At 38.4% G+C, this 24,407-nt stretch carries 23 protein-coding genes; 18 read left to right on the top strand and 5 right to left on the bottom strand.

The annotated features are described in order from the left end of the window. The 9 genes from MKJ01_RS16385 to MKJ01_RS16345 form a co-directional block, all read left to right on the top strand. On the top strand, window positions 1–2,664 hold a 2,664-nt coding region (locus MKJ01_RS16385; protein WP_241615191.1), incomplete at its 5' end, for an RHS repeat-associated core domain-containing protein. A 3-nt stretch (window positions 2,665–2,667) separates the two neighbouring features. After that, entirely contained in the window at window positions 2,668–3,144 is a 477-nt protein-coding gene (locus MKJ01_RS16380) for a hypothetical protein (protein WP_241615189.1), read from the top strand. A gap of 124 nt (window positions 3,145–3,268) precedes the next feature. Then, on the top strand, window positions 3,269–4,243 hold the full coding sequence (locus MKJ01_RS18975; protein ID WP_241615188.1) for an alpha/beta fold hydrolase: 975 nt from the start codon (window positions 3,269–3,271) through the stop codon (window positions 4,241–4,243). A 558-nt stretch (window positions 4,244–4,801) separates the two neighbouring features. Further along, complete coding sequence (locus tag MKJ01_RS18970; protein ID WP_241615187.1) at window positions 4,802–6,010, top strand: RHS repeat-associated core domain-containing protein; 1,209 nt, start codon at window positions 4,802–4,804, stop codon at window positions 6,008–6,010. A gap of 25 nt (window positions 6,011–6,035) precedes the next feature. After that, on the top strand, window positions 6,036–6,623 hold the full coding sequence (locus MKJ01_RS16365; protein ID WP_241615186.1) for a hypothetical protein: 588 nt from the start codon (window positions 6,036–6,038) through the stop codon (window positions 6,621–6,623). Between the two features lie 156 nt (window positions 6,624–6,779). After that, window positions 6,780–7,796, top strand: coding sequence for a hypothetical protein (locus MKJ01_RS16360; RefSeq protein ID WP_241615185.1), 1,017 nt, complete (start codon window positions 6,780–6,782; stop codon window positions 7,794–7,796). After that, window positions 7,762–8,778 carry an RHS repeat-associated core domain-containing protein gene (locus tag MKJ01_RS16355; RefSeq protein ID WP_241615184.1) on the top strand — a complete coding sequence of 339 codons (1,017 nt, stop codon included), beginning with the start codon at window positions 7,762–7,764 and terminating at the stop codon, window positions 8,776–8,778. Before MKJ01_RS16360 ends, MKJ01_RS16355 begins: the two co-directional genes overlap by 35 nt. Further along, complete coding sequence (locus MKJ01_RS16350; RefSeq protein WP_241615183.1) at window positions 8,760–9,404, top strand: hypothetical protein; 645 nt, start codon at window positions 8,760–8,762, stop codon at window positions 9,402–9,404. The genes MKJ01_RS16355 and MKJ01_RS16350 overlap by 19 nt, the downstream gene beginning before the upstream one ends. A 262-nt stretch (window positions 9,405–9,666) precedes the next feature. Continuing rightward, window positions 9,667–9,945, top strand: a complete 279-nt coding sequence (locus tag MKJ01_RS16345) for a hypothetical protein (RefSeq protein WP_241615182.1) — start codon at window positions 9,667–9,669, stop codon at window positions 9,943–9,945. Window positions 9,946–10,252: 307 nt separating this feature from the next. Here the strand turns inward: MKJ01_RS16345 and MKJ01_RS16340 are convergent, their stop codons facing one another. After that, window positions 10,253–10,945: an AIM24 family protein gene (locus MKJ01_RS16340; RefSeq protein ID WP_241615181.1), complete on the bottom strand. Its 693-nt coding sequence runs from the start codon at window positions 10,943–10,945 to the stop codon at window positions 10,253–10,255. A 183-nt stretch (window positions 10,946–11,128) separates the two neighbouring features. On the opposite strand from MKJ01_RS16340, the gene queA reads away from it, so the two are divergent. From queA to MKJ01_RS16315, 5 genes are all read left to right on the top strand, one after another. Next, window positions 11,129–12,178 carry a tRNA preQ1(34) S-adenosylmethionine ribosyltransferase-isomerase QueA gene (queA, locus tag MKJ01_RS16335; protein WP_241615180.1) on the top strand — a complete coding sequence of 350 codons (1,050 nt, stop codon included), beginning with the start codon at window positions 11,129–11,131 and terminating at the stop codon, window positions 12,176–12,178. Window positions 12,179–12,279: 101 nt separating this feature from the next. Then, window positions 12,280–13,314: a 23S rRNA (adenine(2503)-C(2))-methyltransferase RlmN gene (rlmN, locus tag MKJ01_RS16330; protein WP_241615179.1), complete on the top strand. Its 1,035-nt coding sequence runs from the start codon at window positions 12,280–12,282 to the stop codon at window positions 13,312–13,314. A gap of 73 nt (window positions 13,315–13,387) precedes the next feature. Continuing rightward, entirely contained in the window at window positions 13,388–14,326 is a 939-nt protein-coding gene (locus tag MKJ01_RS16325; RefSeq protein WP_241615178.1) for a sterol desaturase family protein, read from the top strand. A 58-nt stretch (window positions 14,327–14,384) separates the two neighbouring features. Continuing rightward, window positions 14,385–15,260 carry a hypothetical protein gene (locus MKJ01_RS16320; RefSeq protein ID WP_241615177.1) on the top strand — a complete coding sequence of 292 codons (876 nt, stop codon included), beginning with the start codon at window positions 14,385–14,387 and terminating at the stop codon, window positions 15,258–15,260. Between the two features lie 68 nt (window positions 15,261–15,328). Then, complete coding sequence (locus MKJ01_RS16315) at window positions 15,329–16,306, top strand: polyprenyl synthetase family protein (RefSeq protein ID WP_241615176.1); 978 nt, start codon at window positions 15,329–15,331, stop codon at window positions 16,304–16,306. Window position 16,307: 1 nt separating this feature from the next. On the opposite strand, the gene MKJ01_RS16310 is transcribed toward MKJ01_RS16315, so the two are convergent. Then, window positions 16,308–16,601: a hypothetical protein gene (locus MKJ01_RS16310; RefSeq protein ID WP_241615175.1), complete on the bottom strand. Its 294-nt coding sequence runs from the start codon at window positions 16,599–16,601 to the stop codon at window positions 16,308–16,310. 138 nt (window positions 16,602–16,739) lie between these two features. On the opposite strand from MKJ01_RS16310, the gene MKJ01_RS16305 reads away from it, so the two are divergent. After that, window positions 16,740–19,172 carry a thiamine pyrophosphate-dependent enzyme gene (locus tag MKJ01_RS16305; protein WP_241615174.1) on the top strand — a complete coding sequence of 811 codons (2,433 nt, stop codon included), beginning with the start codon at window positions 16,740–16,742 and terminating at the stop codon, window positions 19,170–19,172. 199 nt (window positions 19,173–19,371) lie between these two features. Beyond that, entirely contained in the window at window positions 19,372–20,106 is a 735-nt protein-coding gene (locus MKJ01_RS16300) for a class I SAM-dependent methyltransferase (RefSeq protein ID WP_241615173.1), read from the top strand. A 187-nt stretch (window positions 20,107–20,293) separates the two neighbouring features. Here the strand turns inward: MKJ01_RS16300 and MKJ01_RS16295 are convergent, their stop codons facing one another. Beyond that, window positions 20,294–20,689, bottom strand: a complete 396-nt coding sequence (locus MKJ01_RS16295; RefSeq protein ID WP_241615171.1) for a helix-turn-helix domain-containing protein — start codon at window positions 20,687–20,689, stop codon at window positions 20,294–20,296. A 142-nt stretch (window positions 20,690–20,831) separates the two neighbouring features. On the opposite strand from MKJ01_RS16295, the gene MKJ01_RS16290 reads away from it, so the two are divergent. Continuing rightward, window positions 20,832–21,893: an NADH:flavin oxidoreductase gene (locus MKJ01_RS16290; RefSeq protein WP_241615170.1), complete on the top strand. Its 1,062-nt coding sequence runs from the start codon at window positions 20,832–20,834 to the stop codon at window positions 21,891–21,893. 187 nt (window positions 21,894–22,080) lie between these two features. On the opposite strand, the gene MKJ01_RS16285 is transcribed toward MKJ01_RS16290, so the two are convergent. Beyond that, window positions 22,081–22,242, bottom strand: a complete 162-nt coding sequence (locus MKJ01_RS16285) for a hypothetical protein (RefSeq protein ID WP_241615169.1) — start codon at window positions 22,240–22,242, stop codon at window positions 22,081–22,083. A 121-nt stretch (window positions 22,243–22,363) separates the two neighbouring features. Next, entirely contained in the window at window positions 22,364–23,566 is a 1,203-nt protein-coding gene (locus tag MKJ01_RS16280) for an aminopeptidase C (RefSeq protein ID WP_241615168.1), read from the bottom strand. Window positions 23,567–23,880: 314 nt separating this feature from the next. Here MKJ01_RS16280 and MKJ01_RS16275 point away from each other — a divergent pair, with 314 nt between their 5' ends. Then, window positions 23,881–24,399, top strand: a complete 519-nt coding sequence (locus MKJ01_RS16275; RefSeq protein ID WP_241615167.1) for an RNA polymerase sigma factor — start codon at window positions 23,881–23,883, stop codon at window positions 24,397–24,399. The last annotated feature ends 8 nt before the right edge of the window (window positions 24,400–24,407 follow it).

The raw sequence follows: 24,407 nt of genomic DNA, 5'->3' as shown, positions 1-24,407 counted from the left end.
TGGCTCTTTACCAAGTATGACAGCTACAACAGGATTGTCCTTACCGGCTTCTATCCCAATACAGAATCCCGTACAGCGGTGCAGGACTATGTAAACAACCTTCCTTCCACCAGTCTTAATCCCCTGAATAACGAAAGCCGTATTCCCAATCCTGTGGTGATTGGTGGCATGAATGTATACTACCGGAACCTGGCCTATCCTTCCACCGGGACGATTCTCCTCGGGATTAACTATTATGATACCTATCCGCCGGAAGCCCCGGCTGTTCCGGCAACGGTTTTAGGACAGTATATCCTGGGCCAGGCAACCGGTGCAGATAACGATGCCTCCACCAACAGTTTGTCCACGGCTTCCTATATAAGGAACATCGAGGATACCAACTGGACCAAGACCTATCCCTATTACGACACGATGGGAAGAGTGATTTTTACCCATTCTATCAACCACCTGGGAGGCTATACCAAAACAGAATCCCTGCTTGATTTTGCAGGCGTAGTGAAGCAGACCGTTACCCGACATAAAAGACTGAGTACGGATACCGACCGGATTATCACCGAGAATTTTACTTATGACCACCAGAACAGGCTCTTAACCCATACGCATAAGGTAGATAATAATACTCCTGAAATACTGGCTCAGAATACCTACAATGAACTTTCCCAGCTGAGCAACAAGAAAGTTGGAGGTACAGTGGCATCAAATCCGCTTCAGAGCATCGATTATCAATACAATATCCGGGGCTGGATGACCAGAATCAATGATCCTGCGAACCTTAACGGGAAGCTATTTGGGTATGAAATCAGGTATAACAACCCGGTATCTTCAAATATTGCTCCGGGAAGATTCAACGGCAATATTACAGAAGTGGACTGGAACAACGGTTCGGAAAACCTGATGAAAAGGTATAATTATGAATATGATAAACTGAACAGGCTGGCAAATGCCTTTTACAGGGAGCCGAGCACGGGAGTGAGTGGCAGCTTCAATGAGTATCTTACCTATGATTTGAACGGAAATATCAATACCTTAAAAAGATCTGCTCCACAGGTATTTTCTCCCACGGTAACTCTGATAGATGACCTGGCGTATCAGTATATAGGAAACCGCCTTACGAAAATTGTTGAGAACGTCCCTAACAGTACAGGTTATGAAGGCGGGAACAATCCGATAGACTATGATCTGAATGGAAACATGATCACAATGCAGGATAAAGGAATTCAGGACATCACGTATAACCATTTAAATCTTCCGGATGTTTTTGGCATTTCACAGGTTAATCCATTGTCAGGAAATCCTGTGAACTTCGGTTTAAGTTATTTATACCGTGCTGATGGTACTAAAGTCCGCAAAACAAACAGCAGCGGTGGAGGAAGAGGCCAGGCCACCTCATATAAATACACGGATTATTTAGAGGGTTTCCAGTACAGTTTCTCAGAGACGGTTCAGCCCTGTGCCTGGTGCAGGACCAGTGTTGCCTATGAGCAGGAGGCCTTCAAAGATCCCGTTATTATTCCGACTCCCGTAGCCCTGGGCTGGCAGCTGGATTTTGTGTCTACCGCAGAAGGGTTTTACAGTTTCACGGAAAACCGTTATATTTACCAGTACAGGGACCATCTTGGAAATGCGAGGGTGAGCTATGGTAAAAACAGCCACGGTACTCTTGAGATCACAGATACGAATAATTATTATGCTTTTGGAATGAACCATATCGGAGGAATGAAAAGTATGCTGGGAGCCTACCAGAACTATAAGTACAACGGAAAGGAGCTTCAGGAAACCGGAATGTACGACTATGGTGCGAGATTCTATATGCCGGATATCGGAAGATGGGGCGTGGTGGATCCGCTGGCGGAAAAGATGACGAGACACAGTCCTTACAACTATGCGTTTAATAATCCGATTAGATTTATTGATCCTGATGGAAGAGCTCCTTTTGGAGATTATTTTGGAATAAATGGACAGTATTTAGGATGGGATGGCAAGAATGATAACCGGGTAATTGTAGCTTTAACTAATACTACACAGCAAGCAATCCAAAATACACTGTCATCAGGAGGGGTGGTAAATGAAAGTGCCTATTCAGATCTAATTAGCAATCCTACTCAAGGGGAAATCAGTGCAATGGATACTGCTTTCGCAAACACTGAAGCTAACAATATGCAAGAACAAGGTTTTGCTGTAGGGAATAATGGTGGCTCTCAATCAATAGAAACTGTTTCTAATAATAATGCTGGAACTGTCAATGTTGGTCCTGCTGAGCGAGCACTTGTTAAAAATGGTTTTACTGTTGCTTATAATGGGCACAGCCATGGAGCAGTTATAAAACAAGAAAGTAATGGTACTATAAAAATTGGGGGAAATGGCTCGTCAACTACAGATAGAAATGAAATATCAACAATTCCAGATGTTGTATTGGGATACAATGTTGCAGGTAATACAGGGAGTATAACGACTGCAGACTATAGTAGTGCAAGTAATAATGTAGGTAAATGGATGCCGCTTAGTAACCCTGGTTCCTATCCGAAAACAATTACACATTATAATCAAAACGGTAATATCAATACTATGGATTATGGTACTTTTAAATCAAATACAAGTAATATTAGAATTCAAGCACAAGTTTTTCAAGTGATGAGAAATTTAAATACTTTACTTAAGCCCTAAAAAATGAAAAAAAAATTAATTCTATTATTTTCTTTTGTTAGCATTGTATGTTTTGGCCAAAAGATAAATTTGCAAGACATTATTAAAAATTCCTATTCTGCAAATAGGGACATTAACATAGTAAAAGGGTATAAAATCAATTATATATTACCCCATGAAATCGATTTTATAAATAAAAAATATGATTCAAAAAGTAATGTTAATTTATATTCTAATAAGAATGAGTTCTTAAATTATTTAAAAAGTCAAGATGGTGATGTATTAATACTAACTATTATATATGAAAATTTAAGAAATAATTATATAGATCTAGTATTAGAAATTGATAAAACTGATTATCAAAAATATAATAATGAAAGACCTTTTTTGGTATTTGAGGACAAACGTAGTGTTAGATTAAAATATGACGTTAATAAAGGATGGGTATTTGATAAAATCATTAAAATTTACGATGAACCCTCAGTAGACATTACTAATTAATCCCGCTACCTGATCTCGCGGATTTGTAATCCGTGAGCAACAAGAAAGAACCCACCGCAATTGCGGTGGGTTTTGTGTTATAATAAAGCTACATTTTTATTAAAGAAGTCTTTAAATTTTAGTAGTGAGTATTATTTTTTATGTTAATAAATTTTGCAGAAATAATCAATATATTTACCAGTATAAAGATCACTTAGGAAACACCAGGGTGAGCTTTGGAAGGAACAGCGCAGGTGCTCTTGAGATTACCGATGCCAACGATTATTATCCGTTTGGGATGAACCATCTGAAGACCGGAACTACAATGTTTGGAGCAGGGACTTATAAGAATTATAAGTACCAAGAACAGGAATTGCAGGAAACTGGATTTTACTCATTTAAATGGCGACAGTATATGCCGGATGTTGCTCGCTTCTTCAATATAGACCCGCTTGCTGAAAAATATACTCATAATAGTACCTATGCATTTTCTGAAAATAGGGTCATTGATGCTAGAGAATTGGAAGGCTTAGAAGCTGTAAAATTAAATGAAGGGACAAAAAATTTGATTATAGCTGTTAGAGGTTGGCAAGGAGGTAATCCAGACCCAGGAAAAACCCAAGTTAAGAATATAGGGAAAGATAATTTTGCAAGTACGCTTGTTAATGCTTATTCATCTCAAAAAGATACTCAAGTTGCTGTTTTTGATGCCTCATTTAATTCGCGAACCCCAAATGATATTTCGGAATCTATCAAAGCCTTTAGGGAATTAAGTCCTGATGGACAATTAGTATTGGTTGGACATAGTATGGGAGGGGATAATATCGTCAACGTGGCTAATGATAATCCAGATGTTAAAATTAATAAAATGGTAACTTTGGATATTTCAGATTATGGAGTAAATGATAATAAGATTCCTTCAAATACTGATGTTGCGATTAATTATTATCAAACAGAAACGCCAATAGGAGGAACAAAACTTGAACCTACAAGTAATAATAGTATGTCAAAAATTGTAAACGTTAAGACCTCAAATACAACACATACGACTATTGATAATGATTATCGTGTAAATATTTTGAATGAAGTAAAAACAGCAATACCACAAAAGAATAAATAAACTATGAAACGGACAATTCATTTTTCGCAGTTAATTTCATTAATCTCCCTTCTAATATTTTTACCTTCCTTTGGGTTTAATTTAAAAATAACAATTCTATTTATAATAGCACTTGTGCTAAATAGTATATCATTATATATACTTATTTTTAAGGATAAAATACTTAATAAGAGTAAGTTGTGGGTATTTTTAAATAGTGTAGTAATTTTGCTATTTATTTTTATAATGTTATATCTTGCTTTTATGACGTATTTTCTTACGGAAAATTGGTCTTTGTTTTATAAGTAAATTGCTTATAATTTAGATTTTAAGATATATGAAAATAACAAAGAAGCCAACATCCTCGATGTCGCGGATTTATAATCCGTGATTGATAACAATAAACAGAGCCAACTCCTTTGAGTTGGCTCTGTTTATTTTAAATCTCGTAGTAAATTACAGAAAGAGAACACGACTGTTGTAAATGGGATTTCCGGGGAAACCATCCAAAAGAAGACCACGGTTTACCTCGATGGCTTCCAGTACCTGAAAACAGAAAACTTCGGGATCAGCACTGAAATGATGGCCAGCCTTGAAACATCAAGGGCCCTGGAAAGACAGGCATTTTCTATGGAACCGATGGCAGCGGAACTGACAGTGGCCGCCAAGAACCGCAATCTCCAGTTTTTCCCGACCTCGGAAGGATTTTATGATTACCAGAAAAACCAGTATATTTACCAGTACAAGGACCACCTGGGAAACACCAGGGTGAGCTTTGGAAGGAACAGCGCAGGTGCTCTTGAAATTACGGATGCCAATGACTATTATCCTTTCGGGATGAACCATCTGAAAACTGGAAATACCTTATTTGGAGCAGGGACTTATAAGAATTATAAGTACAATGGAAAGGAACTCCAAGAGACCGGGATGTATGATTACGGAGCAAGGTTCTATATGCCGGATATTGGTAGATGGGGAGTAGAGGACGAGCTTGCAGAAAAATCAAGAAGGTTCTCACCTTATACTTATGCTTTAGATAACCCGATTATGTTTGTGGATCCTGATGGCAGAGAGGCTGAAAGGTGTTGTAGCAAATATTGGAAGGATGTTTGGACAGGCTTTAAGCAAGAGGCTAAAAATATAGTTGTAGGTGGTGCTCAATTAGCTGCAAGACCGGGAAAAGTAATTGGAACAACGATAGGAGGAGCAATAAATGATGCGAAAGCTGGTAGGTATACTTCTGCGTCCGATAAAATAACTAATCTGACCCATATGGGTACAACAGATATGGTTAAGAATGGATTCAAGGCAGTTAATGGCAATGGAAAAGCTGCTGGAGCATTAGGAGCTCAAGGCTTAGCAGTACTTGCAGCAGAAGGTGCTGGAAGAATTGCAGGCGTTGGAAAAGGAACAAGAGGAGTTGCTGCTGAAGCCGAATCGTCCAATTTAATATCCGCGAAAAGTACTGCTCCACAAACTGGTGAATCCTTTCAGAGTTTAGGAGTAAGTATAAGTGAAGGTAACATCTCAGTAGGTGGAAGATCTGTTACAAATGGGCGATTTGATTTTGTTGTAACAGAGTCAGGGGAGCTTAAAATTGGATCAGGACATTATTATCTATCTGGTGGAGCCAATGAAGTTCAAGCAGCAGGACAACTTCGTTTGTATAAAGGACAAGTTATGGAAATTAATAATGCATCAGGGCATTATCAACCATCTGCAATAGAAGCTAAAGGTTTCCTTATATCTTATCTAATATGGGAGTGGATGTTAGCAAAGCAAAATTAAAAGCATATACCGTTGATTAAAAGATATGAACAGAATATATATTGACCATCAAGTCAAAGAAATATCAGAATTATTAATTAGAGATTCCAAAAATAAGATTATAGACTATTTTCCAATTGATAGATTTTTTATTGAAAGAAATAGATATTTGGAGAAAATTTTATCACTAAACTATTTGGAACTTTTATTATATAATTTTGAAAAAACCAATCCGACTTATACGGTTCAGTTATTTGTGTGCCTTCCTGAATTATGGGAAAAGGTTTGCTATGAGGATATAAAAATATTAGTAGAAAATTTCACTAATTCTTTTTCTTTTTATTCACTTATAGAGTTTACTTATAAATATTTAGAAATAGATTTATTTGATGAAATAATCTATAATGAAAATATTGAAAATAATTTTAAAAGAGATTGTTTAACTTTTTTTATCAATATATTAGATTCTTTGTATTTAGATGAGTATGATTATTTGGAGTTTGAAGAGAATTTGTTTGGAATAAATATAGAAAAACTTCAGGCTCTTCAATTCAAGTTTAAAGAAAATAGAGAGTTTAAAAAAACTAAATCTAAAAAAGAGCTATATGAAAAATTATCTACAATGCTAAATTAACCTGAGGAAGCAATTATTATTCTTTCGGCTGGTAATGTATCAGAGTTAGTGATGATATGATTTAAATAATTAACTCATTGAAAATAAAAAAAAATAAATTCAAATTAATAGAAACAAGAGTAGATAATTTCTGCTCTTGTTTATTTTTGAACCCAGATGTCTGTATCCGATCTGAGCGGGAAGCTGTTTGCCTACAACATAAAATACACAGGTAAAGAAGGGATTACCAATCCTGATCCTGTTTTATTCCCGGGAAAAAACGTAGCGGGAAGATACAACGGGAATATTGCCGAAGTGGACTGGAGAGCAGTAGAAACGTTAGGACAAAATCCTTCATTAACCCCAAAAAGATACGGCTATGCGTATGATAAACTGAACCGATTGACGGCAGGCTATTACCAGAACCCGAATAACCCGAACAGTAAGGAAAATACCGAGTCCATCGATTATGACCTCAATGGGAACATCATCAACCTGTACAGGACTTCCGTGATAGTGTCCGGCAATACGGCCACCACCATTGACCGCCTGGAATACACTTATGCTTCAGGGAACAAAAGCAACAGGCTGACCAGTATCAAAGACCTGCAGAACAGCCCTACCGGGTATGAAGGCGGCGGCGGAACCATTCCTTATGACCTGAACGGGAATATGACCGGGATGCCGGACAAGGGGATCAGTACAATTAAATACAATTACCTGAACCTTCCGGATCAGCTCAATTATGCCAAAGGGTCTGAAACGGTTACCGTTAAGACGAAATACGGGGCGGACGGGGATAAATTACAGAAAGAGAACAGGACTGTTGTAAATGGGATTTCAGGTGAAACCATACAAAAAAAGACAACGGATTACCTCGATGGCTTCCAGTACCTGAAAACAGAAAACTTCGGGATCAGCACTGAAATGATGGCCAGCCTGGAAACCTCGAGGGCCCTTGAAAGGCAGGCATTTTCTGTGGAACCGATGGCAGCGGAACTGACAGTGGCCGCCAAGAACCGTAACCTTCAGTTTTTCCCGACCTCGGAAGGATTTTATGATTACCAGAAAAACCAGTATATTTACCAGTACAAGGACCACTTAGATAGGCTAGTAAAAGAGAATCTTTTACGAAGACTACGAACGAAGTTCAGCCAGGGTGAGCTTTGGAAGAAACAGCGCAGGTGCTCTTGAAATTACGGACAGCAATGACTATTATCCGTTTGGAATGAACCATCTGAAGACCGGAACTACAATGTTTGGAGCAGGGACTTATAAGAATTATAAGTACAACGGAAAAGAACTCCAGGAGACAGGGATGTATGATTATGGAGCGAGATTTTATATGCCGGATATCGGAAGATGGGGCGTGGTGGATCCGCTGGCGGAGCAATACAGAAGATGGTCACCTTATAATTATGTAGTAAATAATCCTATAAATTTTATTGATCCAGATGGACGTGGTACAGAAAGTACCCATACAGATAAGTTTGGAAATGTTGTTGCGGTTTATAATGATGGAGATTTAGGTGTTTATCGTCATAATGGTAATGCTAAAGAAACCCAAAAAGAACTTAATCAAAACTATTCTAAAGAGAATACTTCCGGAGGTGGGGATAGAATGGGAAGAACATTGGTTTGGGATTCATTCACTCAGTTTGATCAAGGTGGAGCACCGACAGGTAGAATAAATTTTGGATCTTATCAGGCGAGGGATTGGCTTAATAACTTTAGTAGTGAAATGTCTGAAAAAGTGAAAACAAAAGGAGGCTTTTTTTCAAGAATGGATTATGCATGGAATGGTGGTGGAGGCGATAAATATGATTATAAAACGCAAAATGGAGGCGGATTATATGCTGGTTCACAAATCGCAGATGGAGTATACGTTTCAGCAAGAGATGTTGGAAATTTTGCAGCAGGTAGGGCAGCTGAAATAACAGGACAAAATAAAATGGATTTCATGCTAAATGCAGGAGGCTTTAATCTATCAAAAAATAATAAATGGGAACTTATATTTAACAATTCTTACTGGAAAAGTAAAGCCCAAAAAGAAGGTTTCCCAGCTTATGGAGAACATTTTAATTCAAACCTATTTCAGCGTTTAGGGTATGAAAATGTAACAACAGCTGAAGGAATAATCAAAAAAAGCAAAATAATATGGGGAGATCGAAAATAAAAAATATCTTTCTGCTTTTAGCATTATCATTATCTATTATAGCATGTGGAAATTCGAATTTTGATAAATTGGAAGGTATTGGCTTTTCTTATCAAGTAAGTGCAGATAAATCGGATATAATACGTGTTAGATATACTACTGATCAAGGAGCTCCTTCAATTCAGCTTTTTGATATAAAAGGAAGATTTAAAGAAGAAGTTACTATTGCACCAAGTTGGCCATTCGGGATGACTGCAATGAAAAATGATACCATACAAATGACCTATATTGTTGGACAGCGTGACCTTGATATGTTTTTACATTGGTTCAAAAAAAAGAAAAGTAAATACAATCCTACTCATATAGGCCATTATTCGATACATTATAATTATGAAATACAAGATGCATTTTTTGCGGATGAAGATCCAGTACAGGTAGATTCATTGTTTATTAATAAGAATACACAAATGATGTCTTTATTTTTTAAACAGAAATTAATTGTTAAAAAGCCGATGTATTTATTTAGAGTTAAGTCTTCTGAAATATCACTCTATGACCCATCAAGTAAGTCATATACACCTTATACATTTGCAGCTAATAAGAATATTGCTGAGGAGTATCTCAAAAAAGTTCTTGCTTTGTATTAACTTTTAATATTTTTCTCGTTGGCCACCGCTCGTGCCGGTAGATAAGCAACTCCGATGTCGCGGATTTATAATCCGTGATTGATAACAATAAAGAGTCCGTCTCACAACTAGTGAAAACGGACTTTTTTTATGATTTTTATCGACCTCCTGTCAGAGAATGATTTTCGTACAGTCGATTCTCAACCCACATCATTAAGTTGTAAGACTAACTCTTTATTTTAAATCTCGTAGTAAATACAGAAAGAGAACACAACCACTGTGAATGGATCCTCAGGACAGACCACAATTAAAAGTACAGCGGATTACCTCGATGGCTTCAGATGATTGGGCGATTGTAGGTTCAAGAGAGTGGGAAATTGCGATTGCAGGATTCATATCTTTGGAAATGAAAGAAAAATTTTTGAGTTCTTTTGGAGATAATTCAGATATATTCACCTCTATTGAACAACAGGTAAATATATTAGATGATATGTTAAATTTTGATAAGGAGCTTAAAGAAGAATATAATGAACTGGTAAAGAATTATCAGGATATAGAATAATCTCCCGATGTCGCAGATTTATAATCCGTGACTGTTATAAAAAAAAGAAGCCGTCTCGTGAAATGAGACGGCTTCTTTTTTTTATAACATATTTAATTTAGTTGCTTTAATAAATTATCTACGGTAAGTAAAAGACATTCTTTATCTTTTTGTGGCAGGCGTTCTATATCTGCAATCCGATAGACTATGATCTGAATGGAAACGTGATCACAACGCAGGATAAAGGAATTCAGGATATTAATTTTTAAATAAAATATGATCATCAACAGTACTTCCGAAATGCTTAGCGGCAAAATGAGTCCAAGACTTACTTCTCAATCCTGTACACTTCCTCATACGGTTGAATCAGTACCCAGCCATGGCCGGAAAATTTCATCTGGAATTCTTCGCCGCTGCCTCTTCCGATCAGGCTTTTAAGAGAAACATTGGTTTTCAGTTCATGGCTCAGGTTTCCGGACCACGCTACTGTAGCATTCGGATCTGTAAAAACCGGGCTATCAGGTGTTACGATCAGGGTCAGAGGGTCTCCGTGGGTGGTAATGGCAATATGGCCTGTTCCGGATAATTTTACCTGAAAAAGCCCGCCAGACATGACGCCTGCCATACTCTTTAGCATCGTGATATCGCTTTTAATACTTTGCTCGTGCGCTAAAACATCATTCCCGTTGACGCATACGGATTCATTATCCAGATAGAGGATGCGTACTTTTTTCCCTTCATCAGCCACATACAGTTTTCCGGTCCCTTCCGCTTTCATCAGCTTTGAACCTTCGCCACTGATCGCTTTTTTCAATAAATTCCCCAATCCCCCGGCTAGCATTCCCTGTCTTTCAAAACTGATATTGCCGACATAGCTGACCATGCTTCCTGCTTTCGTCCAGACCGCCTGGTTATTAAGGTTGATTTCTAAAAGCTGCGGCTTTTCAAGTTCAAAGTAGTCCCTTTCCTGTGGATTTTCTTTTGTTTCATTGATAAACGCTTCAATTGAATATTTGCTCATAGGTGTAATTTTAATGTGTTCAAAAATAACTTTTTCAGAACTAAAACATGGAAAAATTAACGGCTTTTGAGCTTTATTAAAATTAATCGGCCATATACTTGACAAAGGGGTATCTGATGTCGTATATTTGCAGTCCGAAAATTACACCCTGTAATTTATAATTTTTAAACCGTAATTTAAAAAATGAAAACATCAGATTTTAATTTTGATCTTCCTGCGGAATTATTGGCAGAGCACCCTTCAGAACACAGAGATGAAGCCCGGTTAATGGTTTTGGACAGAAAAAACCAGACGATTGAGCATAAGCTGTTCAAAGATGTAGTGGATTATTTCAGTGAAGAAGATTTATTCATCTTTAATAATACCAAGGTTTTTCCTGCCCGTCTTTACGGAAACAAAGAAAAAACAGGCGCTAAAATTGAAGTGTTCCTTTTAAGAGAGCTTGATAAAGAAACCCGTGTATGGGATGTGCTTGTAGATCCTGCCAGAAAGATCAGGATCGGTAATAAACTCTTTTTTACGGAAGATGAATCTTTGGTAGCGGAGGTGATTGATAACACCACATCCAGAGGACGGACACTCAGGTTTTTGTTTGATGGTTCTTATGAAGAATTCAGAACCAAACTGAAAGAACTGGGGGAAACACCTCTTCCTAAATATATCAAAAGAGCGGTTGAGCCTGAAGATGCAGAAAGATACCAGACCATCTATGCAAAAGTAGAAGGCGCTGTGGCGGCACCGACTGCCGGACTTCACTTCTCAAAACATCTGATGAAGAAACTGGAGATCAAAGGGATCAATTTCGCAGAAATCACCCTTCACGTTGGCCTGGGAACCTTCAATCCGATTGAAGTGGAAGATCTTTCCAAGCATAAAATGGAATCTGAAGAAGTATTCATCGATGAGAAGAATGCAGACATCATTAATAAAGCTGTCGACTCTCACAGAAGAGTATGCGCTGTAGGAACAACGACCATGAGAGCTTTGGAAACTTCGGTATCATCCAATAAAAAAATCTCATCATTCCACGGATGGACCAATAAGTTCATTTATCCGCCTCACGATTTCGGAGTAGCGAATTCAATGATCACCAATTTCCACACGCCAAAATCAACATTGATCATGATGATTGCCGCCTTTGCAGGAAAAGAGTTCATCATGCAGGCTTATGAAGAAGCCGTGAAAGAAAAGTATAAATTCTATTCTTACGGAGATGCGATGCTAATCCTGTAATTAATTTTAAAATGATAGATTATAAATTTTAGATGAGATCACAAACTTGTGTGAAGGATCTTTTCTAAAATTTATAATTTAAAATCTATATTAACACTATTTTGAAAGACATCCGAACTTTATCACTCGACCAGCTTAAAGACTACTTTGCTTCTTTAGGAGAAAAGCCGTTCCGTGCGAAGCAGGTGTATGACTGGCTTTGGAGTAAAAATCTTCATTCGATTGATGAAATGACGAACCTTTCAAAATCTCTCCGTGAAAGGATTGCTGAAGAATATACCATTAATCCCGTTTCCGTTGACCAGCTTCAGAAAAGCACGGACGGAACCATTAAAAACGGAGTAAAGCTTCACGATGGTTTACTGGTAGAGTCTGTTCTGATTCCTACTGAGACCAGGACCACAGCCTGTGTGTCTTCCCAGGTCGGATGCTCGCTGAACTGCGAGTTTTGTGCAACGGCAAGACTCAAAAGAATGAGGAACCTTGAAGTTGCGGAAATCGTAGATCAGGTTGCTCTTATCGACGGTCAGAGCAAAATGTATTTCAACAGGCCGCTTTCCAATATTGTGTTCATGGGAATGGGCGAGCCGATGATGAATTACAAAAATGTAGTGGAAGCCATCCGGAAGATTACCCAGCCGGAAGGTTTGGGCATGTCGCCGAGGAGAATTACCGTATCCACTTCCGGAATCCCAAAGATGATCAAAATGCTGGCTGATGATGACCTCAGGGTGAAACTGGCTCTGTCACTGCATTCCGCTATTGAAACCAAACGGAATGAAATCATGCCTTTTTCCGATAAATTTCCGTTAACGGACATTATGGAAGCACTGCAGTACTGGTACCAGAAAACCGGCTCTGTCATTACTTTTGAATACTGTGTCTGGAAAGATATCAATGATAAGGATGAAGACATCAAAGCGTTGATTAAATTCTGTAAACAGGTTCCTTCCAAAGTAAACCTGATTCAATACAATCCTATTGGTGACGGAAAATATGATCAGTGCAATAAGCAGGCAGAGGAAAACTATATCCGTCAGCTTGAAAATGCAGGAGTCACCGTCATGGTACGAAAAAGCCGTGGGGGAGATATTGATGCCGCATGCGGACAGTTGGCCAATAAAAGCACGGATTAAATTTTCATTAAAAAATAAAAAAAATCTCTTAACATTTTCTTAAAATCCTAACTTTGTATCAAAACCGGTATACATGAAGGATTATTTTTGGGGCGAAAACGGACTTGAATATGTCTATTCATGGTCAATTCCGATACTTGCTGCGGTTATTCTTGCGGAGATGATCTACAGCCATGTTTCAGAAACAAAACTATACAGCGGAAAGGATGTGGCCACTAATATATATCTGGCTATGCTGAATTTCGGTCTGGATTTTATCATGAAAGCCTTTGCCATGGGCGTGATGTTCTTTTTTTACAATCACCGCTTCTTTTCATGGGATTTTACCGTATGGTATATGGTCATCTGCTTTGTGGTTACCGATTTTGCCTATTACGTTCTTCATTATATAGATCATCACTCAAGGGCATTCTGGGCAGTACATATTACCCATCACAGTTCTGAATATTTTAACCTTACTACAGGTTTTAGAAGTCCGGTACTTCAGCCATTGTACAGGTATTTGTATTTTTCTCCTCTTGCTTTCTTGGGTTTTAATCCATGGCATATTATGGTGGTATACGCCATAGGCCAGGTGTACGGAACCTGGGTACATACCCAGGCTGTGAAAAGTATGGGAATCTTGGAATATATTTTGGTAACTCCTTCTCATCACCGGGTACATCATGCCTGCAACATCAAATACCTCGACCGGAATATGGGCATGTGCCTGATTATCTGGGATAAAATATTCGGAACTTTTGAAAAGGAAGATCCTGCGGTTCCTGTAAAATATGGAATTTATCCTAAAATGCCGGACAACAAACCGGATACTGTTCTTCTGTACGAATGGCGTAAAATATGGAAAGACATGAAGCAGCCCGGATTAAAATTCTCAGACCGGGTCAATTACATTTTCAATTCTCCGGGGTGGAGGCACGACGGAAGCGGTAAAACGGTGAGACAGTATCAAAAGGAATATTGGGCAAAAAAGAACACAAAAAAGGAAGTTGCTCCAAAGAAATCGGCCTGAAGGTGTTTTGAAAAATTAAATATTGCAGATCCTTTGTAAAAAGATTTAATTTTATCCCATGAAAAAGTTTTTGCTGGTATGTACCTTTATTTCTTCCTTCGTATTCTCCCAGCAAGCGGAGTTCCTAAAAATAAGGCCGTACAGGATAAGTCATTTGGATGAAAAAATCCGGGAAACATCGGGATTAAGCCTTTTTAACGGTAAACTGTATACTTTCAACGACAGCGGCAATGCTCCGGAACTTTTCGAGATTGACAAAACATCTGGGAAAATAATAAACACAGTTGCTGTAAATGCCGAAAACAAAGACTGGGAAGCCCTGACAAACGATGGACAGAACTTTTATATCGGGGATTTCGGAAACAATGCCGGCACTAGAAAAGATCTTGAAATCTATAAAATACCTTTTGAAAACAATGAACTGAAAAATGACAGTGCTGCTTTAATTCGCTTCGAATATCCTGAACAGACGGAATTCATCCCCGGTTACCTGAAAACAGATTTTGATGCGGAAGCCATAATCTGGCTGAACGGTAAAATTCATCTTTTTACTAAAGAATGGAGCGCGAAATCAACTTCCCATTACATTATTGATCCTGAAGTTTCAGAAAAGCAGAAGGCTCAGAAAACAGAATCTTTTAAAACAGGTTTCGTGGTTACAGACGCATCTTATTTTGATGGAAAGCTGTATCTGGTCGGTTACACGAAAAAAACAGAAGTGTTTTTAGAAATTTTCACTGAAACGGAACCGGGAATCTTTTTTGAAGAAGCTCCTAAGAAATATTACATGGGAAGTGCTTTATCCATCGGCCAGATTGAAGGGATTACAGTGGATGAAACGGGGCTTTATATCTCAGGGGAAAAATTTCATTCTCCGCTAGGAAGTACAAAACCGGCATTGTATTTTATTCCGAAAGAAAAACTCAAAGATTAATTTCTGTTAAATTAAATGAAAAAAATTATCTTTGTGGTAATTAACAATTTATCCATCATTCGAATATTGTGGCCAACACTGTAGAAGAAATCAAGCGACCGATTAATGAGGAAATGAAACTTTTCGAGCAGAAGTTTTATGAATCGATGCAGAGCAAAGTACCTTTGCTAGATAAAGTCACCCGCTTTATCGTTACCACAAAAGGAAAGCAGATGCGGCCGATGTTTGTGTTTCTCTGTGCAAAGCTGGTTGGTGACGTTAATGAAAAGACCTACCGTGGCGCTTCGATGATTGAGCTGATCCATACCGCTACGCTGGTACATGATGATGTGGTGGACGAAAGTTTCAAACGCCGTAATTTCTTTTCCATTAATGCGTTGTGGAAAAATAAGATCGCAGTTCTTGTAGGCGATTACCTTTTATCAAAGTCCGTTCTTTTATCAACGGATCACAAAGACTATGACTTGTTGAGCGTAATTTCAAGAACCATCCGTGAAATGTCGGAAGGGGAACTTCTTCAGCTGGAGAAAGCCAGGAAGCTGGACATCACGGAAGACGTTTATTACGAAATCATCCGTCAGAAAACCGCTACATTAATCGCTGCCTGCTGTGAAATCGGGGTTTTATCAAACGATGCGGATGAAAACCTGGCGAAAAAAATGATGGATTTCGGAACCTATACCGGAATGGCATTCCAGATCAAAGACGACCTTTTTGATTATCTTACTTCCAATGTGATCGGCAAACCGGTGGGAATTGACATCAAAGAACAGAAGATGACCCTGCCTTTGATTCATACCTTGAAAATAGCTGATGAAAAAGACAGGAAATATTATTTCAACACGATCAAACGCTACAATAATGATCAGAAAAGAGTAAAGGAATTAATAAGTTTTGTTAAAAGTTCTGGCGGTTTGGAATATGCGGTCTCTGTCATGAAAAATTTTCAGCAGAAAGCAAAAGATATCCTGAATGAGTTCCCGGATTCCGAACCTAAAAAATCTTTGCACATCATGCTCGATTATGTTATCGAGCGTAAATTTTAGATTAAATAATTTTCAGCGTTACGATAATAACAGCCAATACAATACAAAATAAGGCGGTTAAAAATAAATAATCCGCAATAGTTTCAAATCTGTTTCCACGGTGTTCATGTCTGCTTCTGATGGCCAGGAAGGAAAAAAAGCAGCTGAATGCGAAAAAAAGGCATGCCACTCCTGCAAATTCATCCAGATACGTGTTGTGGCTGATTTTTGAGATCTTTAATGAGGTAATGATCACCAGCGAAAACCCCAGAAGATTACTAGATGCATTAAGAATATGAGTGGATTTTTTTTCCATCGCCTACAAATTTAATCCAAGATAAATACAATTTCTTTTATTATCAAATTTTTAAAAAATATTATTGAAAATTAAAATTAATTTAAAAATTGTATATTAGCAAAATACTTCAGGAACAAAAACTTTTTATTGGTTTATATGCAGACAACTTATATTGAAACACAGCAGATTTCTTTTCAAGATTTTAAAAATCAGATACTTGAAGATTATAAGCTAGGGAGGATCTCCCGTGAAATGTCTTATCTGGGAAGAAGGGAAGTGTTGACGGGGAAAGCTAAATTCGGGATTTTCGGGGATGGTAAGGAACTTCCTCAGTTGGCTATGGCGAAGGTTTTCAGGAACGGGGATTTCCGTTCGGGATATTACAGGGACCAGACATTTTCTCTGGCCGCAGAGGCATTGACGGTTGAAAGTTTCTTTGCCCAGTTGTATGCAGATACCAGCGTAGAAAGAGAGCCTGCTTCAGCAGGAAGACAGATGAACGGGCATTTTGCCACAAGAAGTTTACATGAAGACGGAAGTTGGAAAGACCTGACGGCCCAAAAAAATATTTCTTCAGATATTTCTCCTACAGCAGGGCAGATGCCAAGATTGTTAGGATTGGCTCAGGCCTCAAAAATATATAAAACCGTACAGTTTGAAGGTTCTGAAAAGTTTTCAAAAGACGGGAATGAAATCGCATTCGGAACCATTGGTGATGCTTCTACAGCAGAAGGCCATTTCTGGGAAACCCTTAATGCGGCTTGCGCACTGCAGGTGCCGATGATTGTTTCGATCTGGGACGACGGGTACGGAATTTCGGTTCCTACCATGAAGCAGCGGGCAAAAGCGGATATTGCGGAAATGCTGAGCGGTTTCCAGAGAAAAGAAGGCGAATTCCAGGGTTGCGAAATCATTCAGGTAAAAGCATGGGATTATCCGGCTTTACTGGATGCCTATGCAAGAGCAGAGCAGTTTGCCAGAGTGGAAAGCGTACCGGTTGTAGTTCATGTGATTGAAGTGACTCAGCCTCAGGGCCACTCAACTTCAGGATCGCATGAGCGATATAAAAATGAAGAGCGTCTTGCCTGGGAATCCCAGTTTGACGGATTGGTAAAATTCAGGGAATGGATCCTGAATTATTCCATTGAAATTGACGGGAATGAACAGATCATTGCAAGTGCAGAAGAATTGGATGCTATTGATGAAGAAGCTAAGAAAACAGTAAAGTCCGGTCAGAAAAATGCATGGGAAAATTACCAGAAAACCATTACCGAACTGGCTTTTTCCGTATTGCCTCTGGTAGAGAATTTAAAAGGCCAGCATGCTGACATTGAAACATATGTTAATCAATACAATAAATTAGTTTCCAAAGCCAAGAAAGATGTTTTCCATCTGGTAAGAAAATCTTTACTGGCTACAAGAGGAACGGATTCTGCAGAAAGAAATCAGCTGATGCAGAAATACCATGAGATTTTCGAGGTGGAAAAAGACAACTATTCTTCTCATCTATATTCACAATCTCAATGGAAAGCTGAAAACGTAAAAGAAATCAAGCCGGTCTATTCCGATGCATCTGAAGATGTCGACGGACGGGTAGTAGTTCGTAATAACTTTGACAAAATATTCGAGAAATATCCTGAAACTTTGGTCTTTGGTGAAGATGCCGGAAATATCGGTGACGTCAATCAGGGCCTTGAAGGAATGCAGGAAAAATACGGTGAAATCCGTGTGGCAGATACCGGGATCCGTGAGGCTACGATTTTAGGACAGGGAATTGGAATGGCGATGAGAGGATTGAGACCGATCGCTGAAATCCAGTACCTGGATTATATCCTATACTGCTTGCAGGGAATGAGTGATGATCTGGCAACCGTTCAGTACAGAACGAAAGGCGGTCAGAAAGCTCCTGTAATCATCCGGACAAGAGGCCACAGGCTGGAAGGTGTATGGCATTCCGGTTCTCCGATGGCAGGAATCCTGAACCTTTCAAAAGGAATATTGGTATTGGTTCCGAGAAACTTGACAAAAGCTGCCGGATTCTACAATACCATGCTTCAGAGTGATGATCCTGCTGTAATTGTGGAGTGTTTGAACGGATACCGATTAAAAGAAAAGCAGCCTGACAACTTAGGGGAATTTACCGTTCCTGTCGGAAAAATTGAAGTAACCAAAGAAGGAAAAGATGTTACTCTGGTAACGTACGGTTCGACCTGGAGAATTGTAATGGAAGCAGCAGAAGAATTGGAAAAACTAGGTATTTCTTCTGAAGTGATTGATGTTCAGTCCTTGATTCCTTTCGATTTAACACATGAAATTGCTGAAAGCGTGAAGAAAACCAACCGTTTGGTGGTCATTGATGAAGATGTGGAAGGCGGAACTTCAGCATTTATCCTTCAGCAGATCTTAGAAAAGCAGAAAGCCTTCAGGTATCTGGATTCTGATCCGTTAACGATTGCTGCGAACGATCACAGACCTGCGTACGCCAGTGACGGAGATTATTTCAGTAAGCCTTCTGCGGATGATATGGTAGAGAAAATCTATGCTATGTTTAACGAAACCAATCCTCAGAAATATCCGGCGATATTTTAATTGAGGATTCAGATAAATTTTGAAGAGTCCGTCTCACAACTAGTGAAAACGGACTTTTTTTATGATTTTTATCGACCTCCTGTCAGAGAATGATTTTCGTACAGTCGATTCTCAACCCACATCATTAAGTTGTGAGACTAACTCTTTTTGTTGTGTAATGTGTAAATTTGGAAATCTTCTTCTTACCAAAAATGATCTAATGAAAATCACGAAACTTGTTATTCTTTTCAATTATCAGAAAATACTGTTGGGAATTATCGTTTCAATTCTTCTTTTCGCATGGTCATTTTGGATAGAATCACAGGAATTTGTCTTAGTCTTAAGAATACTGAGCGGTCTTATTTTTTTGAACATCATCGCTTCACTTGTCGCTTCTTATATGTTGTATGATCATTCGGATGTATATACCTTAAAAAATGTAAAAGGTATATTAGACTGGCATAAAACCAAAGATGCCGTTCTGGTTCATGCAAGCTTCGATCCTTTGTCCAGAACTCTGGAAGAAGAACATCCCGAACTGCATCTGACCGTTTGTGATATTTTTGAAAACAGACACGAAAAAGATAAAGGAATAAAAATTTCAAAAAAAGTATTTCCGCCCAATCCTAAGGAAATCAAGATTTCACCGGATAAATTACCTTTCGAAGACCAATCCCAGGATGTCATTATTGCAGTCACTGCGCTCCACGAAATTTTGGATCATCACCAAAGGGTTTTATTTTTTAAGGAAGCCAAAAGGGTTCTGAAAGATGGAGGGATCATTATGATGTCCGAACAGTTCAGGGATCTCATCAATTTTATTTTCTTCAATATCGGAGCATTCCATTTTTTAAGGGAGAAACAATGGAAGAAGGCGATTCATGAAGCAGGCTTAAAGATTATTAAGAATAAGAAAATTACACCTTTTGCAAATATGTTGGTTGTAGGAGAATAATTTGAAGCATTTTAAATAAATTCCGGAATTGAATGTGATATTCAAAACGTACTTAAATTTATCTGGAAAATAATCACTCAAAGATTATAACGATTACGCAGATGTAAATGCAAACAAAAATCTGATGAATCAGCGGACATAAATTCAAAATAAGATTTAAATCAGTTATATAATTTAAAATATCTTTTTAAACAGATTCTACTGTATTGTTGCAAACGAAAGCTTCTTTACTTTTATTATTTTTATCCATAACATTACAGCCCTCCTCGTTGTTTAAATCCTTTACATGATATCTCGTTTCCCACTCCTCCAGCAAATAAAGAATCGGAAGTAGAGCCAGTCCTTTCTCCGTTAAAGAATATTCCACTCTTGGCGGAAGTTCCTTAAACTCTTCACGAATAACCAGGCCATCCGTCTGCATTTCTTTTAATTGGTCGGTTAACACTTTTCTGGAGATCACGCTGATTCGTACGGCAAGCTCACCGAAACGTAATTTCCGATCTTTGATCACCAATACAATAATAGGCTTCCACTTGCTTCCCAGGGCAGACATCGCTTTGCCTAAAGGGCAGCTGTATTTCATCAGTTCATTTTTTATCATGTGTTACTTTTATGTTACTAATGTAAGTTACTGCGAAGTTACCACTTTTTTCTTATCGTAAGATACAAAAGTGAACTATTATTAGTTACTTTGTGTAACAATTATAAACAGTTAATATAATAAGATGAGCACAGAATCATTATTTAAACCTTTTCAATATAAAAATTTACAGCTTAACAATAGAATCGTAATGGCTCCGATGACGCGGGCTCAATCCGATAATGGTGTTCCGACACAGCAGATCACAGAATATTATGCAAGAAGAGCAGCTGCAGAAGTAGGCCTGATTATTTCCGAAGGAACCGTGATCGACAGGCCGGCTTCCAAGAACATGCAGAATATTCCGGATTTTTACGGGACAGAAGCTTTAGAAGGCTGGAAAAATGTGATCAATGCCGTTCACGAAAACGGCGGAAAAATGGGGCCTCAGATCTGGCATGTTGGTGATACCAGAAGTTCTGATGATTACCCTTCAGCTCCTATGGAAAAAGCGTCTGCTATGACACTTGAAGACATTCAGGATACGATTGCACAGTTTGCAGCATCTGCAAAATCAGCTAAAGATTTGGGATTTGATGTGCTGGAAATCCACGGAGCACATGGTTATCTGATTGACCAGTTTTTCTGGGAAGTCACCAATACAAGAACCGATGAATACGGAGGGAAAACCTTAAAAGAGCGTAGTAGATTTGCTGTGGATGTTGTAAAAAACATGAGGGCGGCAGTAGGAGAGGATTTCACCATCATTATCCGGCTTTCCCAGTGGAAGCAGCAGGAGTACTCTGCAAAACTCGCCCACACACCGGAAGAAATGGAAGAATGGCTGTTGCCGCTAAAAGAGGCAGGCGTAGATATTTTCCACTGTTCTCAGAGACGTTTCTGGGAACCTGAGTTTGAAGGTTCTGACCTGAATTTCGCGGGATGGGCAAAGAAGATCACCGGACAGCCGACCATTACGGTAGGATCAGTAGGCCTGGAAGGGGATTTTATGTCGGCATTTGCCGGACAGGGAACTGAAAAAAGTGATTTGTCAGAATTAACCTACAGACTGGAAAGAGGCGATTTCGACCTCGTGGCCGTCGGCCGTGCCCTGTTACAGGATCCTGAATGGGTTAAAAAAATAAAAGAAGGAAAGACAGAAGAACTTCTTGATTTTTCCGCAGAAAGCATGGGCGTATTATATTAATGTGAATCGTCAATTATGAGTTTGTTCGGCGTCGGTTTGATTTTACAATTTTTTCTGAGCCGGATGTTCACTATTCACTTCCGTGCAATGCTCACTTTTGATGATTCATATCTTATATAAATCTTGATTTACCTATTTAAATTTTTTTTAAAAACCGCTCCTAGATCATTCTTGGAGCGGTTTTGTTTTAATTTGGACAGCCGGGAGTTATTGGTACACATCGCCAATATCCTGCATTTCCATTTTTGGGTGGATAATAACACTCTACTGTGTTAGGTGCACAATCTGGCGGATTTCCGCCGTTAATTCTTTTTAAATCTGATTTTGTTAATTTTTTTAAATTTTTCATATTCATTAATTTGATGATGATCAAATATAAATAAAAAAATAAAACCGTTCCCAAAAATGAAAACGGTTTAACAGATTAAATATCTAAAATGGCCATTTTTATGGCCATAGAGATTAATAATTTAAAGGCCAATATTTTTGGTCGGCTTCAATTGCTTTTTGATATTTTTAGGCAATGCGTTTTTGTGAACGAGGATGGCTGTCGATTTATATTCAACATAAGGTTTTGTTACATAAATATAACCTGCAAAATCATTGGTCACACCCCAGGAATTCTTCACCATATAATATTCTTTTCCGGACTGATCTTTGGCAAGGCCTACAATGTGCATTCCATGATCATCAGTAGTGGAAAGATTATTTAATGCCTGCTGGCGCATATCTTCAGTAATTGTTTTATCTTTTTTCGGTTCTGTAAACAATGTTCCCTTATTTTCTGTATTGATCTGGTTCAGATCCATATCAGGAACATAGGCCACACCGTTTTTATAGGAAAAGTAAGGTTCTGAAACATCAGTCGCCCATCCTATCGAATATCCTTTATTCACGGCGTTATCGATGATGGCTGTTAAATCTTTCATAGGAACATTCCAGTCGGAATCGTGGCTCCAGTTATCAGGGATCGGAACGACAAATTTCTGGTAGTACGGATAATCTTTGTAAGAAGACAATTCCACATAATCTTCAGGATTGATTCCTACTACTTCTTTTGCAAAAGTCTGCGGCGTATATGATTTCCCTTCATACATAAAGTTCGCAGGAACTTTCCCTAAATACTGGTCAAGAATGGCATCTACAGAAGACATCCAGTTATCCGAAAGTTTGCCTTTTGATGCGGCCTGGACAAGGCTGTCTAAAACAGGCTTTAATTTACCCTGCATTTCAGAGAAATTATTCATAGTCTGTCCCTGTTGTAATCCTGTATACACATCCTGGGGAACGGCTCCGTATTTTTTATACATATTGATGACATCATGCAGTTCGCCTCCGTCGCCCCAGCTGATGGAACCATTGTTCAGAACATATAATTTGGCTTTATCGTGATAAGAATTCCTTGCGGTAAAAATTTCTGCCAGGTCAACAGGCTTTTTACCCATTCTCTGCATTTCCGACTCAAGAAAAGAATTTCCGGAATAGCTCCAGCACGTTCCTGAAGAACCCTGGTTTTTCACCGAAGTGGCTCCTACATCTTTCAGGGTGGTAAACTGGAAATTGGCATTTTGAGACTGGTTGTTTTTTAACTTGTTGATAAGATCATCCTGAGCAAACATCATACTTCCTGCAGACAAAACAAAAAGCAATGATACAAATTTGGTATTCTTCATTACTGTAAAAAGATTATTTATATGAATAGTCGTTCATACTACAGATTCGTTACAGGCGTCAAAGTTAAATTGTACTGTAGGTTTTTATGAAAAGTATTAATAATAACAGGAGGAAATCAATAATTGCCGGGAAACTAATTTCTTGCTTTTAAATAAGCGAAAAATTTATTCAGAAGTTTCAATCCTTGGTTTTACCTGATCAGTTCAATATTCATTCTTTGTATATCCATTATTTTCAGGTATTTTTAAAAAAAATTAAAAGATTTCCAACCTGTTTTACATTTTATGCATCTATATAAGTATAAAGCCTGATTATGGAACGAGAGCTATTATTGGAATGTCAGCGGAACGACCGCAATGCGCAGCGGAAAGTCTATGAAAGGATGGCCGGAAAACTCTATCTGGTCTGTAAAAGGTATCTGAAAAATGATGAAGATATTGAAGAAGCTCTTGCCGACACTTTTTATAAAATTTTCACAAAGATAAGTCAGCTTAAGGATCCTGATATTTTTGAAGCATGGGCCAGGAAAATTGCGGTTAATGAATGTCTGCAGAAATTAAGAGCTGCAAAACAGCTGCATATCCCTCTTGAAGAAGAACATATCATCTATGCCGATTCGGAGATACAGGATGTTTCCTTTGAAAAAGATATCCTGAGCCTTCTGAATTTTCTTCCGGAAGGCTGCAGGGCCATTTTTAATCTCTTCGCAATCGAAGGCTATCCTCATAAAGAAATTGCAATCATGCTTTCCATCAGCGAAGGAACATCAAAATCACAGCTCAGCGTGGCAAGAAAAAAGCTTCAGGAACTTTTGGCACATCATAATCTCTAATTTTTACG

The organism is Chryseobacterium sp. SSA4.19, assembly GCF_022601875.1.
Classification (GTDB): domain Bacteria; phylum Bacteroidota; class Bacteroidia; order Flavobacteriales; family Weeksellaceae; genus Chryseobacterium.
The sequence above is the reverse complement of the archived record's forward strand: the minus strand, read 5'-3'. Positions and strand labels throughout refer to the sequence as shown.

Excerpts from the sequence above, each read along its gene's own strand:
- MKJ01_RS16380 (WP_241615189.1), top strand. The coding sequence starts at position 2,668 with ATGAAAAAAAAATTAATTCTATTATTTTCTTTTGTTAGCATTGTATGT.
- MKJ01_RS18970 (WP_241615187.1), top strand. The coding sequence starts at position 4,802 with ATGATGGCCAGCCTTGAAACATCAAGGGCCCTGGAAAGACAGGCATTT.
- MKJ01_RS16365 (WP_241615186.1), top strand. The coding sequence starts at position 6,036 with ATGAACAGAATATATATTGACCATCAAGTCAAAGAAATATCAGAATTA.
- MKJ01_RS16360 (WP_241615185.1), top strand. The coding sequence starts at position 6,780 with ATGTCTGTATCCGATCTGAGCGGGAAGCTGTTTGCCTACAACATAAAA.
- MKJ01_RS16350 (WP_241615183.1), top strand. The coding sequence starts at position 8,760 with ATGGGGAGATCGAAAATAAAAAATATCTTTCTGCTTTTAGCATTATCA.
- MKJ01_RS16345 (WP_241615182.1), top strand. The coding sequence starts at position 9,667 with ATGGATCCTCAGGACAGACCACAATTAAAAGTACAGCGGATTACCTCG.
- MKJ01_RS16340 (WP_241615181.1), bottom strand. The coding sequence starts at position 10,945 with ATGAGCAAATATTCAATTGAAGCGTTTATCAATGAAACAAAAGAAAAT.
- queA (WP_241615180.1), top strand. The coding sequence starts at position 11,129 with ATGAAAACATCAGATTTTAATTTTGATCTTCCTGCGGAATTATTGGCA.
- MKJ01_RS16325 (WP_241615178.1), top strand. The coding sequence starts at position 13,388 with ATGAAGGATTATTTTTGGGGCGAAAACGGACTTGAATATGTCTATTCA.
- MKJ01_RS16320 (WP_241615177.1), top strand. The coding sequence starts at position 14,385 with ATGAAAAAGTTTTTGCTGGTATGTACCTTTATTTCTTCCTTCGTATTC.
- MKJ01_RS16310 (WP_241615175.1), bottom strand. The coding sequence starts at position 16,601 with ATGGAAAAAAAATCCACTCATATTCTTAATGCATCTAGTAATCTTCTG.
- MKJ01_RS16305 (WP_241615174.1), top strand. The coding sequence starts at position 16,740 with ATGCAGACAACTTATATTGAAACACAGCAGATTTCTTTTCAAGATTTT.
- MKJ01_RS16300 (WP_241615173.1), top strand. The coding sequence starts at position 19,372 with ATGAAAATCACGAAACTTGTTATTCTTTTCAATTATCAGAAAATACTG.
- MKJ01_RS16295 (WP_241615171.1), bottom strand. The coding sequence starts at position 20,689 with ATGAAATACAGCTGCCCTTTAGGCAAAGCGATGTCTGCCCTGGGAAGC.
- MKJ01_RS16290 (WP_241615170.1), top strand. The coding sequence starts at position 20,832 with ATGAGCACAGAATCATTATTTAAACCTTTTCAATATAAAAATTTACAG.
- MKJ01_RS16285 (WP_241615169.1), bottom strand. The coding sequence starts at position 22,242 with ATGAAAAATTTAAAAAAATTAACAAAATCAGATTTAAAAAGAATTAAC.
- MKJ01_RS16280 (WP_241615168.1), bottom strand. The coding sequence starts at position 23,566 with ATGAAGAATACCAAATTTGTATCATTGCTTTTTGTTTTGTCTGCAGGA.
- MKJ01_RS16275 (WP_241615167.1), top strand. The coding sequence starts at position 23,881 with ATGGAACGAGAGCTATTATTGGAATGTCAGCGGAACGACCGCAATGCG.